This is a genomic window from Clostridium amazonense, assembly GCF_056431285.1.
Genome location: NZ_JBWKMH010000007.1, coordinates 1 through 13,721 on the forward strand (window position 1 = coordinate 1; position 13,721 = coordinate 13,721).

General features: G+C 26.8%; 13 protein-coding genes and 1 pseudogene. 4 read left to right on the plus strand and 10 right to left on the minus strand.

The window, feature by feature from the left end; translation table 11 throughout:
• A pseudogene (locus tag AC07E4_RS03745) lies at window positions 1-667 on the plus strand (DNRLRE domain-containing protein); the annotation flags it as partial.
• Between the two features lie 211 nt (window positions 668-878).
• On the opposite strand, the gene AC07E4_RS03750 reads toward AC07E4_RS03745, so the two are convergent.
• The 10 genes from AC07E4_RS03750 to AC07E4_RS03795 all read right to left on the minus strand — a co-directional run bounded on the left by AC07E4_RS03750 (window position 879) and on the right by AC07E4_RS03795 (window position 8,743).
• A complete protein-coding gene (locus AC07E4_RS03750; RefSeq protein ID WP_478215768.1) occupies window positions 879-1,577 on the minus strand; it encodes a DUF4489 domain-containing protein in 699 nt (232 codons plus the stop codon).
• Window positions 1,578-1,911: 334 nt separating this feature from the next.
• The gene (locus AC07E4_RS03755; RefSeq protein WP_478215769.1) at window positions 1,912-2,487 is read right to left on the minus strand and encodes a DUF4489 domain-containing protein; all 576 of its coding nucleotides are present in this window, start codon (window positions 2,485-2,487) and stop codon (window positions 1,912-1,914) included.
• A gap of 36 nt (window positions 2,488-2,523) precedes the next feature.
• Window positions 2,524-3,081, minus strand: a complete 558-nt coding sequence (locus AC07E4_RS03760) for a DUF4489 domain-containing protein (protein WP_478215770.1) — start codon at window positions 3,079-3,081, stop codon at window positions 2,524-2,526.
• A gap of 138 nt (window positions 3,082-3,219) precedes the next feature.
• Window positions 3,220-3,801: a DUF4489 domain-containing protein gene (locus AC07E4_RS03765; protein WP_478215771.1), complete on the minus strand. Its 582-nt coding sequence runs from the start codon at window positions 3,799-3,801 to the stop codon at window positions 3,220-3,222.
• Window positions 3,802-3,892: 91 nt separating this feature from the next.
• Window positions 3,893-4,717 (minus strand): hypothetical protein, encoded by an 825-nt coding sequence (locus tag AC07E4_RS03770; RefSeq protein WP_478215772.1) that lies wholly within the window; start codon window positions 4,715-4,717, stop codon window positions 3,893-3,895.
• Between the two features lie 119 nt (window positions 4,718-4,836).
• The gene (locus AC07E4_RS03775) at window positions 4,837-5,403 is read right to left on the minus strand and encodes a DUF4489 domain-containing protein (RefSeq protein WP_478215773.1); all 567 of its coding nucleotides are present in this window, start codon (window positions 5,401-5,403) and stop codon (window positions 4,837-4,839) included.
• Between the two features lie 209 nt (window positions 5,404-5,612).
• The gene (locus AC07E4_RS03780; RefSeq protein WP_478215774.1) at window positions 5,613-6,179 is read right to left on the minus strand and encodes a DUF4489 domain-containing protein; all 567 of its coding nucleotides are present in this window, start codon (window positions 6,177-6,179) and stop codon (window positions 5,613-5,615) included.
• 213 nt (window positions 6,180-6,392) lie between these two features.
• A complete protein-coding gene (locus tag AC07E4_RS03785; protein WP_478215775.1) occupies window positions 6,393-6,974 on the minus strand; it encodes a DUF4489 domain-containing protein in 582 nt (193 codons plus the stop codon).
• Between the two features lie 127 nt (window positions 6,975-7,101).
• Window positions 7,102-7,881 carry a DUF4489 domain-containing protein gene (locus AC07E4_RS03790; RefSeq protein ID WP_478215776.1) on the minus strand — a complete coding sequence of 260 codons (780 nt, stop codon included), beginning with the start codon at window positions 7,879-7,881 and terminating at the stop codon, window positions 7,102-7,104.
• Window positions 7,882-7,954: 73 nt separating this feature from the next.
• Entirely contained in the window at window positions 7,955-8,743 is a 789-nt protein-coding gene (locus AC07E4_RS03795; protein WP_478215777.1) for a hypothetical protein, read from the minus strand.
• 337 nt (window positions 8,744-9,080) lie between these two features.
• Between AC07E4_RS03795 and AC07E4_RS03800 the strand changes: the two genes are divergently transcribed.
• From AC07E4_RS03800 to AC07E4_RS03810, 3 genes are read left to right on the plus strand one after another with little or no spacing between them, the layout of a single operon-like run.
• Window positions 9,081-11,135 (plus strand): ligand-binding sensor domain-containing protein, encoded by a 2,055-nt coding sequence (locus tag AC07E4_RS03800; RefSeq protein ID WP_478215778.1) that lies wholly within the window; start codon window positions 9,081-9,083, stop codon window positions 11,133-11,135.
• Between the two features lie 5 nt (window positions 11,136-11,140).
• The gene (locus tag AC07E4_RS03805; RefSeq protein WP_478215779.1) at window positions 11,141-12,568 is read left to right on the plus strand and encodes a YncE family protein; all 1,428 of its coding nucleotides are present in this window, start codon (window positions 11,141-11,143) and stop codon (window positions 12,566-12,568) included.
• A gap of 60 nt (window positions 12,569-12,628) precedes the next feature.
• The gene (locus AC07E4_RS03810) at window positions 12,629-13,717 is read left to right on the plus strand and encodes a tetratricopeptide repeat-containing glycosyltransferase family 2 protein (protein ID WP_478215780.1); all 1,089 of its coding nucleotides are present in this window, start codon (window positions 12,629-12,631) and stop codon (window positions 13,715-13,717) included.
• Window positions 13,718-13,721: the final 4 nt, after the last annotated feature.

A 13,721-nucleotide genomic window follows, 5' to 3' on the forward strand; every position in this document is an offset into this window, starting at 1 on the left:
AGCCGGAGCTACAGGGGCAACAGGAGCAACAGGAGCCACAGGAACAGCCGGAGCCACTGGAGCTACAGGTGCGACTGGAACGGCAGGAGCTACGGGAGCAACCGGAGCCACAGGAACAGCCGGAGCTACAGGAGCTACGGGAGCAACCGGAGCCACAGGACCAACAGGCCCAACAGGCCCAGCATTTGGAACAACAGGGTTCTCAGCAACTAGAACATCATTAACACTTAATGCAACGACTCAATTAAATGGATGGACAGTAACATCACCATACTATACAGGTACAGGGTTCGATGCAGGAACAGGAAATTATACGGTTCCAGATACAGGTAGGTACTCTATTAAAGCACAGATAAGTTATAATACAGCAGCAACTATATCAGTTGCTATTGGTGCTGGAGTAAATCCTTCATTTACAATACAGAGGACATCACCAAGTGCAGCAACTTTAATTACTGGAAATTTCCCAATATTAGATGTTAATATTGCATTGGTATTGAATTTAAGAACAATACTAGGTGCTGGAACAGTAACTTTAGTAGGAGATGTGCTTTTAAATTCAGGAGATATAATAGGGCTTTTCTATCAAGCTAGTGGATTAACAATTAATCTTAATTTAGGTACTAGTCCTGGAGGTATAATTTGGTCTATTCATAGAATAGGATAGATGTAATAAAATATGGATTCAGAAAGTTATATATTATATTTTTCTGAATCCTTTTAAATTGAATATAATATATGTATATTAATGTAGCAATATAGATTAATATACATATATTACTATTATATAATGATAAACATAAAAAGGTAGATATTACATATCTACCTTTAATAAAAAATCTATATATTTGCTAACTGAAATATTTTTATAAAAGTGATTATCTAGATATTGCTGTAGCGCAAAGAGTTGAATTAGATATAGATGCACTTTGAGTTGTTATTGAACCAACTGATAATGCTAGAGGAGTAACAGAGATTATATCTAAAGAGTAAGTGTAACAACCAGGGCAAGTATCACATTCAACATAGGTAAAGTTAAAAGGAGCACTTGAATTTATAATAAGTGATAATGCTGGTGGAGTGTAGGTATAACTCCAGCTTCTTAAGCCTATTTTTGATCCAAAATTAGATATTTTACTTAATTGAAATACTATTACAAATGGAGATAATAATGTTAGGATCGCTCCAACTAAAGTAGCGGAAAAATTTATTGTAGATGAAAAGTCTATTTTTACTGAAGGGCTACATAGATTGCTAGTATTTATTGATACAGTTGATACTGGAATGGGAGTAGTAATAGTTACTGGAATAGTTACTGTTTCACTACTTTGACCACAAGAAAATACTGTGCCACTATTAGATGAACAATTACAATTATTATTGCAATTACAGTTGCAATTATTATTTGAATGACAACAGCATGAATTAGAAGAGTTACAAGCACATGAATCATTAGGACAGACCCATGATGTAACTCTAGGATATTGAGAATTATAGTTTATCATATTATTAGAATACCCATGGGTAGTTCTAAATTCATCTATATAGTTAGAATAATTTCTGGAATTGGAATTCATAAATAAATCCTCCTTAAAAATTACATAATACTTAAAGTCTATTTAAAAGATTAATTTATATATCCTTTAAATTTGTCCATTCAAAAGTAAATAACATATAATTTTATCAAAACACTTTTATTATATTAATATGATGTATTATTAGAAGAGGTTACTTTATTTAATAAAATATAGAGTAAATGATGTATTATTACTATTTACTATTTTAAATTGTTATAGGGTTTCAAGATGATGTTTAAGAATCTATCTTTATTAAGTGATAAATTTTATTTTAATTACAAATAAAAAAACTTAGAAATTTTAAATTTCTAGGTTTTTTTATTGATGAGAGATATTATTTAGACTCAGAAAAAGCTAATGCAGAGATATTAGAACTTTTTATATAAACATTTTCAACTACAGTAGGATTAACTCCTGCTATTAAGCTACCTGTAAGTCGTATTATTTCTACTGTATAAACGAAACATCCAATATCACAAGAAGAATCACAATAAATAAAATTAAATGAATTAGAAAGCGTAGTATTGGCACTTATATTACCATTGGCATAAGTCCAACTTTCCAAAGGAATTTTTTCACCAAGGTTACATGTTTTACTTAATTGAAATGTTATGGTAAAAGGATTTAATAATCTTAAATTTGTACCACCAAAATTACCTTGATAACTTATAATAGAATTAAAATTTACTTTAATTTTAGGGTTACATAAACAAGTTGTATCTATTTCTAATTTTGCAATTGTTGTTTCTGGAAAGTATGGATTTATATAGCTAGGCTCACGAAGCAATATAGAACTACCTTCTCCATAAGAAAAGAGTAGTTTAGGAAACGATTGAGTTTTATTAATGTGATTTAGCTCTTTAGAAAATGCCAATTTATTATCCTTATCAATACAAGTTTTTGAAATCATAAAAGCATCTCCTTAATACTTTAAAATAAGTAATGTTTAATTAGATATTGCATTAACAGAAATAAAAGAATTAGTTATTGATGCTTCTTCAAAAGCAGCAACAGGATCTATTCCAGTTACTCTAATTATTTCTACTAAATAGACTGAACAAGTTGGGCATATATTATATTCACAATAATTAAAATTAAAGGATTCTCTTATGTCTGTAGTAACTACACTTCCATAAGCGTAATCAAATGTTGATAAAATAATTTTTGAAGTATTATTACATATTTTGCTTAATTGAAAAGTTATTATGAATGGATTGTTCAATACTATATTTGGGGAAATAACTTTATAATGTATAATAGAGTTAAAATTTATTTTAACATTAGGATTACATAAACATATAGTATCAAGTTTAGTATTTACTATAGGAATAGGATTAAAAGTGGGATTGATAAATGATGGTATAGGAATGTCTATTCCACTTCCATTTTTGCAATTAAAAAGGTTTTTAGATGGCAAGGAATGATTAGTGTTAAAGGTACAATTGTTTGTAAAACAATAGTTATAATCATCTATATCAGAACTTTTACAGTCACATGAATCCATTATTGATTCCTCCTTACAAGTTTGACTTATAATCTATCTTTAGATTGAAAAGACCTTAGGAAAAAATATTCCATAAGGTCTTGGTGGAATGTTTAAAAAATTAAACATTTAATTTTAGAGTTTAATATAAATATAATATTAGTGGGAAATAGCTGTAGCAGAAATACTAGAACTTCTTATAGAAGCATTTTCAGTAATAGTTAAACCAGTTGCTGTTAATAAGCTACCAGTAACTCTAACTATTTCTACAGTGTAAACACAACATGCTGGGCAAGCATTACATTCACAATAACTAAAATTAAATGAATTAGTAATATTTGTAGCAAGAGCTACTGTACCATAAGAATAATCCCAAGTTCCTAAAGTAACTTTTGAACCAGAATTACAAGTTTTGCTTAATTGGAAAGTTACTGTAAATGGAGTACTTAAAGTACCAGCTATACTTATAAGAGCTTGGTAATTTATTAAAGAGTTAAAATCTATTTTAACTGAAGGATTACACAAACAGGTTGTATCTAGTGTAACGCTTGCAAGTGGAATAGGATTAAAAGTTGGATTTAAAGCACTTGGTATAGGAATAGCTACGCCAGTTCCTTGTCCACAAGCAAATAATGAGCATGTTGGTAATGGATGTCCAGGTGTACAATGTGCTTGATTACAGCATCTAGAGTCACGTCTATAGTTATCTATATAATTAGAATTACAAGAATTTGAATTCATAAATAAACCTCCTCAAATTTAAAATTATTTTAATATTAAAATAATTACACGTTTTTAATGGTTGTAAAATATTATTTAAGATAATTTTTAATTAACAATTGGAAGAATCATTGCAATCTTCATCACAGTTACAAATATCATCACAATCATCATCACAATCACAAATATCATCGCAATCGTCATCTTCAAATAATGGTCTTAACTTTTGATCTGGATAAAATTTAGGTGCTGCAGATCTACTAAATCTTCTGCAAGGATCTTCTGTTGGTATAGGTCTGCAAGGTTTTGGAACAGGACAGTAGCCATATGCTGGAATTAAAAGTTGAACTAAAAGCTCACACTTAACAATTAAGTGGAAACCAAGTGTTATATCTAAATATATGCATCCATTGCAGCCTTCAACAAAAGTTCCATCAAGGCAATCTGCAACTAATTCAAGTTTTAAAAATTCAGTATTAAAATTTTCAGAGTCACATTCAATGCTTGATGAACTTTTAGCTATTGAGTCAGGACAATATAATCTAGAAATAGTTTCACTTCTATTTATTTCAAATAATTCAGACATAGTATTACCCATATTATCTATATAATCTGCATAAAATGATATTAAGAAATTTATGACTACTTTATTATATCCATCATGATTTTTTAGAGGTGTTTTATCGAAAGATAAAAGTTTTATATTAAAGTCTCTACATCTTACAAAAATTTTAGCGTTAGGTAATGGGTTACTTCTTAACTCTTCATCAGAGAAGTCAGTATCAGGACCATCTTTATACTTAAGGCATCTTTTAACAAGACATTGATCAAAAACTTTTTGAGCTTCGATACAAACGAGTTCTAAAGGATCAGGAAGAAAACCTTCTTTATTTATTAAACCTGGTTTTGGCGAAAATTGATTACTAGGTATAGACATGAACTTTCCTCCTTTTATTATAATATTTATATCTACAGTATATAATATACAAATAAAATCATAATGTGACATTTAAAATCAGTAAAAATATAAAAAGTTGGGAAAGCTAATGTGACTTTTTAGCGGTCTATGGCGGTTAATGAAAGTGTAGAATTTTCAATTGAAAATGTTTCTATATCATCACTAATTGCTGTATTAAATATACCATAATTAATTCTTATCAATTCTACACCATAAACATAAGAGCCAGGTTTAGGATTTTTGTCACAATACATGAAGTTAAAGTTTTGAGTAATATTAGAGGTAAATGGTAATGAAGAGTAAGAATAGCTCCAAGATTTTAACAAAATTTTGGAGCCATCATTACAAGTCCTAGTAAGTTGAAACACTGCTGTAAAAGGAACATATATTCTAGGAACTATAGTACCTGTAGAACGCACAAGAATAGCTTCATAATTAACTATTGAGGTAAAATCTACTTTAACTATTGGATTACAAAAACAGGTAATATCTATATCTGCACTTACTATAGGAATAGGTGCAAAACTTTGATTAGAAACACTAGGAATGGGTACAATTAAAGAACTACCTTCATTGAAGCTTGAAATTAAATTAAAATTACTTTTATTATAAGGAGAAGTGTGAAAAGTTTCAGCTGAAAAGTTTTTGTTAGAATTTGAATTCATATAAAAGCCTCCTTATCTTTTGAAATAGTACTATTCAATTATATTAATATGATTAAGATGTAAATTAAGTTACTTTATTGGTTTATTTAAAAAAATATGGATGTAAATAATAAAAATAAGCCCTTAAAATTTTAGCATTTCAAGGGACTATTTTTATATTAATATATTTTTGAATATTTATTATTTCAAAATGATATTTAAACAAAACTCTAATTAGAACTAGCTATTATTGTTAAGATAGAACTTCTTATAGAAGCATTTTCAGTAAGAGTTATAGCAGTAGGAGTTAATACTCCACCAGTAGCACGTATTATATCTACAGTATAAACACAACATCCAGGACATGGATTACATTCACAATAACTAAATCCAAAAGAATTAGTTATATTTGTAGCAAGGGCTACAGAACCAAAACCATAATCCCAACTACCTAAAGAAATTTTTGAGCCATCACAACAAGTCTTACTTAATTGGAATGTAATTGTAAATGAATTGGCTAAAATTGGAACAAGTGTGCCAGTAAGAGTTATCAAAGCTTGATAACTTATGATTGAGTTAAAATCTATTTTAATTTTAGGATTACATAAGCAAGTAGTATCTATAGTGGCACTTGCAACTGGAATTGGATATGGTGTAGATACAGGAATTGCAAATCCACTGCCTTGACCACAAGCTAAAATTGATTTAGTTGCTAATGGGTGACCAGGGTAGCAATGAGGTTGATTACAACATTTAAAATCATCAGGATACTTATTATTAAAAAACTCCGAGTTCATAAATAAACCTCCTTATAATTAAATAATACTATTTAATTATATTAATATGATTAAAATGTAATTTAAGTTACTTTATTTAGTATATTTTCTACAAATATGAAGAAAAATAATATAAAATAAGACCTTAAAGTTTTGGAATTCTAAGGTCTTATTTTTTATATTAATATATTTTTTGAATATTTATTATTTCAGAAATGATGTCTAAGCAAAACTCTAATTAGAACTAGCTATTATTGTCAATATAGAGCTTCTTACAGAAGCATTTTCAGTAAGGGATAAGGTAGCACCAGCTCCTGAAACAGAGAAAAGTCCACCAGTAGATCTAACTATATCTACAGTATAAACGCAGCATCCAGGACATGGATTGCATTCACAATAACTAAATCCAAAAGAATTAGTTATATTTGTAAAAAGGCTTACAGTGCCATAAGCATAGTCCCAACTACCTAAAGAAATTTTTGAGCCATCACAACAAGTTTTACTCAATTGAAATGTAACTGTAAATGGCGCGCTTAAAGCTAGAATAGGTGTAGTACCACCAAGAGTTATTAAAGCTTGATAATTTATGATTGAGTTAAAATCTATTTTAACTTTAGCATTGCATAGACAAGTGGTATCTATAGTAGCACTTGCAACTGGAATTGGCTGTGTTGTAGATGTAGGAATTGCAAATCCACTGCCTTGACCACAAGCTAAAATTGATTTAGTTGCTAATGGATGACCAGGACAGCAATGAGCTTGATTACAACATTTAAAATCGTCATGACATTTATCATTACATGATTTTGCGTTCATAAATAAACCTCCTTAAATTCATGTCATATATTATTTTTAAAGTAATATGGAATGATATTAGCAATATTATTGAAAATATAGAAATTTGAAATAAATTTCTATAGAATTAATTAAGTTTAATATATAATTAGTGAGAAATAGCTGTAGCTGAGATATTAGAACTTCTTATAGAAGCATTTTCTGTAAGAGTTAATCCAGTACCACCTAAGCCTCCAGTAACTCTGATTACTTCTACAGTGTAAACACAGCATCCAGGGCATACATTACATTCACAATGAGTAAAATTAAATGAATTAGTAATATTAATAGCTGCAGCTAAAGTAGCATAAGAGAAATCCCAAGTACCTAAAGCTATTTTTGAACCAGAATTACAAGTTTTACTTAATTGAAAAGTTACTGTAAATGGAGTAGTTATTGTTCCAGCACTTAGAAGAGCTTGATAATTTATTAAAGAGTTAAAATCTATTTTAACACTAGGATTACATAAACAAGTTGTATCTATAGTAACGCTTGCAAGTGGTATAGGATTAAAAGTAGGATTTAAAGCACTTGGTATAGGAATAGCTACACCAGTTCCTTGGCCACAAGCAAATAATGAGCATGTTGGTAGTGGATGACCTGGATTGCAATATCCTTGATTACAGCATTTATTGTCTTTATAATCATCTTCATAATTATCATAATCTTTTTTACATCCACAATTATAATCTTTACCACATTTATCAGAGCATTTGCAGCTATTCCAATCGTAATCTTTTTCAAATTTGTCAGAACATTTACAGCAATTGTAGTTAGACGCATTATCATATCTATCATGGCAGTTACAGTTATTTTCACCATAATTATTTTCGTTACAATCACATCTTTCGTCACATCTATCATAATATTTTCTTGATTTTGAATTCATAAATAAATCCTCCCCGATTTAATTAATATAAAATAATGTATTAGGTATATATGAAATTAATAAACAAAATAAATTATTTTTCATCATCACAGTCACAATCATAAATATTCTCTTCATCATCATGATCATCTGTAAATAAAGGTCTTAATTTTTGATCTGGATAGAATTTAGGTGCAGGCATTCTATTAAACTCTATACAAGGATCTTTAGATGATATTGGTTTGCATGGCTTAGGTACTGGACAATATCCATAAGCAGGAATTAACAATTGAACTAAAAGTTCACACTTAACAATTAGATGAAAACCAAGTGTAACATCTAAAACTTCATTGTCATCACAATCTTTAGTGAATGTTCCATCAAGACATTCAGCAACTAATTCAAGCTTTAATTGTTCGGATTCAAAATCTTTAGAATCTGGAACATTTGTTGAAGCTATTTTAGCTATTGAATTAGGACAATAAAATCTTGAAATAGTTTCACATCTATTTATTTCATAAAACTCTGAGCATTGTTTTCCATTCCTATCTAAAAAGTCAGCATAAAATGAAATTACAAAATGAATAATTATTTTGCTGTAATCAGGATGATCTCTAATAGGAATTTTATCAAAAGCTAGTAATTTAATATTAAAATTATGACATCCTAAAAAGATTTTAGGACATTTTAATGGGTTGCTTCTTAATTCCTCATCAGTGCAGTTAGTATCAGGGCCATCATGATACTTTATACATCTTTTGATTAGACATTGATCAAAGACTTTAGGTACTTCAACACAAACAAGTTCTATTGGGTCAGGAAGACAACCTTGCTTGTTTATAATACCTGGTCTTGGTATAAAATTATTATCGGAGCTAATCATACAGTTTCCTCCCTTTATTACAATAAATACATTTCACAGTACATATTATGCAAAACTTCAAAATTGTGTGATATTAAATAATCTAATAAAATAAAGAAATATAACTAAAATAATTAAGTAATATATGATAAAGTATTAAAATATAAATCTATAGAGAAGATATATTTATATGAATTATAAGAAATAGGTTATAGGTTTAATTTATTTCAAAACTTAGATATCCCAAATAGTTAGACTGGATTAAAAATTCTTTAAGTTAGCAATAAATTAGAAAAAATTTACATTTGTAAATAAATTAAGATTACTTATCTATATAATTCTAAAAGGTGGGATTTAATTGATTAATGAAAGCAATGTTTGGGTTATTAGCGATAAAGAAAATAATTTATGGCAAGTATTTTTAAATGATAAAAATGAATTAGTTTATAATATTATGTATGGAGATGACAAGTGGACAAAGGAAAAAAGATTAGATAAAGAAGTATCAGAATTTTTTTTAGATGTAGATAGTGGATATAATATTCATATTGTTTATAGGGATAGTGAAAAAATTAAGTATTGTATTTGGAATGGTAAGCAATGGTTGGGAAAAATAATTTATGAATCAGAAGTTGGAGAATATATAGAAAATATAAAAATATTAGCTACAAATAATAATGTTAATGTATTTTTTATAAGTGGAAACTATGAAAAACAAAATAAAGAAATAATACATTATCGATTTGATAATGTTAAAGGTGAATTTAAAAATGTGTGTAAAATTAATAGATTCACTAGTACACCTTATTATTCTTTAGAAGTATTAGAAAAAAACAATATTAACTTAATATTATTAGAATCTGAAAAAGAAAAAAAGGTTGTAAGTAAAATTGTATTTAATAATGAATGGGGAAAAAAAGAAAGTTTATATTACTTAGAAGGAGAAAATATAAAAATTATAACACTGACATTTAATAATAGTATCTACGTATTAAATTTATCTCAAAATAATAGAATATCATATTTAGAAGAAGTTAATATTTCATCTAGTGGACAAATGAGCTATACAAAAATATATGAAACTAAAAATAGTATAGAAAAGATGATACTTCTTAATAGAGAAAAGTATATTGAATTATTGTGGCAAGAAGAAGAAAGTATCCTCCAGTGCAATTTTGAAAAAAAATGGAGTGAAGTAAAAAATATTTTTAAAGATGAAAAGTTTGATTTGACATTATATAACTCTAAATGTATAAGTTTAAGAAATGAGAGTATTATTTCTCATAAGATTATAGGATCTAATTATCCTAAAATAAGGTTTTTATTAACGAATAATAATGAAAATGAAGAATTTAATATTGATTATTTAAGAAAGATTTCTAAAAATGATACAAGTATAAATTTTGATGAAAAACATGAGAATAAAAAGGTTAAAGAAAATAATTTAAAGTCTAATGATAAAGTAATAAAAGAGTTAAATAAAAAAATCGCTAATCTTATGCTGCAACTCCAAAAAAGCGAAGATAATTATGAAAAAATAAGAGAAAATTATGAAATTTTGCAAATTAAAAATAAACATAAAGAAAAAAATTTATTAGAATTTAAGTCAATATTTGAAGAAGTTGCCACTGAAAAAGAAAATCTTAAGAAAAATATAGAAAAGGAAATTTTAGAAAGAGGTAATTTAAAAGAAGATAGAGATAATTTAATGAATGAAAAAAACAGATTAAGTGAAGAAAATGAGAGGTTAAAAGAAGATAGAGATAATTTAATGAATGAAAAAAACAGATTAAGTGAAGAAAATGAGAGGTTAAAAGAAGATAGAGATAGTTTAATAAATGAGAAAAACAAATCAAGTGAAGAAAAAGAAAAATTTAAAAATAAAATAGAGCATTTAGAAAAAGAGTTATATATAAAAGAAAAAGAAAATGAAGAAAAAATAAAAAAATTAGATATGGATAAAAAGTTATTGGAGGAAAAAATATTAAAAAATGAAACTGAATTTTCAAGAGAAAAAAGAGTGATTAACGAAGAATGTCAGAACTTAAAAAGCTTATTAAAAAATAAAGAACAATTATATGTAAACTTAGAAAAAATATATGAAGATACAAAAATAAAATACGATGTAATAAAAATTCAATTAGATGAGAAATCTAATAAGCATAAAGAAATTGAGATATTACTATCAGATAGAGAAGATGAAATGAAGATAATGAAGTTAGGAGAGGAAGAGAATAAAGCTAAGGTTAATGAATTATTATATGAAAATGAAATTTTAAGAACTGAAATTGAAGGAGCTCATGATACGATAAATTTGCTTAGTGATGAAAAAGAAAAATTAAGAAGTGAATTAGAGGAGGAATTTAATAGATCATTTATAAGTAGAATATGGAATAAAAGGGGTGGAGATTAAATTCAATGTTAGAAGAATCTAAAAAAAATAGTTGTTTTTATTATATTTCTAATCATGAAATCAATGAAATACTTATAATTGATAGTAAAACAAAGAAAAAAATTAGATCAATAAATCTACCATTTATACCCTTTAAAATGGTTCAGGATGATATAAATATATATGTCTCTGGAAATGGGGAAAACATGGCAATTATAAATAAGTTTAATGATGATATTAAGATCATGAGCATTAAAAATAATGGTAATATTGCGTTGGATAAAAGTTCAAATAAAATTTATATATCTAATATTTCAAAAGTATATGTATATGATATAAAATCAGAAAAAGTAATAAAAGTTATAAAGGGGTTTGGAATAGTAGATAATATAATAATTGATAATGGTAGGTTATTTATTGTAGACATTTTAAAAAGAAAGTTAAGCATTTATGATATTAAGAATATGAGGAAAATTTCAGTTGTAGAAAATATAGGAATAAAATCTAGCGATATAAAGATATATGATGAAAAAATTTATATAGCAAATAGAGGTGGTATAGATGGGTGGAGTGGAAATATATCCATTATAGATATAAAAAACAACAAATTAAAAAAAATAGATTTACAAAAAAACTCATCTATTAAATCTTTAGTTGTTAAAGATAATATAATATATGCTTTAAATTACGGGCTTAATAGGATTGATTTAATAGATATAAATACTGGAATATTAGAACGAAATATAAAAATTTTAAATCCTAAATACATGATATTAGATAATAATAAAATTATAATTTTAGGAAAGCCAAGTAGCAGTAGGGTTTCAATAACTATTCATGACATAGATAATAAATCAAATAATACTTTATTTATTAATGAAGAATATGGCATTCCATATGATGCAATAGTTATATCAAATTATAATGAAAGATTTAATACAAGCAATGATATAGAAGAGGCAGCATTAGAAATGCTAGAAAATAAAGTTGATGATATAGAAATAAGGGAATATAGTGAAATAATGTCACTTAAAAACATTATAGCGGAAGTACCAACTAATTATAAGTGCCCAATAGTATTAGAAAACATTGTGTTTGGTATGGGATACATTGTAAAAGGTAGCGAGGAGATAGAAAGGGAAAATAACAGTATAAGTATAAAATTTAAATTGAAAATTCCTTATAGAATAATGGTAAAGGATAAATTAGGTGAAGCCAAGGTTATAAGAAAATCCATAGAAACTAAGAAAGTAATAATAATAGAATCATTTTACTTGAAAAGTTGTGATAATACTATATTAAGAATTATAACTAAAAATTTAAAACTAACAAAATTGCAAATTTTAAAAGATATAATAATATTTTCTTTAAGTATTCATATGAAATTAAAAATTATTGCAGATGGTAGCTACAGAAATTCAATTAATATCAAAAATAATCACCCTGGTATTTAAAATCCATATAATATATATAAAGTTATAATTAGGGTTAATATATAAAAGGGGTGTTTTAGAATGATTGGGAAAATAACTATTAGTGTATGTATAATAGCAAGGAATGAAGAAGATGTTATAGAAAGATGTATAAATTCATTTAAAAATGTTGCTGATGAAATAATAGTAGTTGATACAGGGTCTAAAGATTGTACTAGAGAATTAGCAATTAATTCATCAGATAAAGTTAAAGTCTTTGATTTTCAGTGGTGTGATGATTTTAGTGCAGCAAGAAATTTTTGCTTTAGTAAAGCGACAAAAGAGTATAGTATGTGGGCTGATGCAGATGATTTATTAACAGAGGAAAATGAGAAAAAATTATTAAATTTAAAAAATAATTTTGATAAGGAAATAGATTCAGTAACTATGATTTATGATTTAGCAGAAGATGATGAGGGAAATACTATATCATCTTTAAGAAGAAACAGGTTAGTTAAAAGCAGTAGAAAATTTTTATGGGTAGGTAGGATACATGAATATTTTGATGTCTATGGAAATATAATTAATGCAGATATATCTGTAAAACATAGAAAATTAAAAGCAAGTGGTAGAAGAAATTTAAGAATATTTGAAGAAATGATAAAAGACAATGTGGAATTCACACCGAGAAATATTTTTTATTATGGAAACGAACTTTTTTATAATGGATTTTATGATAAAGCAATAGAACAATATAATAGATTTTTGGACACAAAACAAGGTTGGATTGAAGACATAAAAATAGCATTAAAGAATAGAGCAGAATGTTATATTAATCTTGGAGATGAAAGTGGAGAAATTAATAGCTTATTAGAAGAATTTAAATATGATGTTCCGAGATGTGATTTTTGTTGTAGCATAGCATATTATTTTTTTAGAAAAGATAGATTTAAAGAAGCTATTTTTTGGTATAAGTTAGCATTTGATACAGTGCCAGAAAAAGATAGTTTAAACCTTATAGATCATTCAATGTATACCTGGGTACCAGCTATACAGTTATGTGTATGTTATTCAAAAATAGGAGATTATGATGAATCAAATAAGTATAATGAAATAGCAGCTAGGTATATTCCCAATAGTGATATGGTGATTCACAATAGAGGTTATTTAAGTGATAAGATAAGTAAATAATATT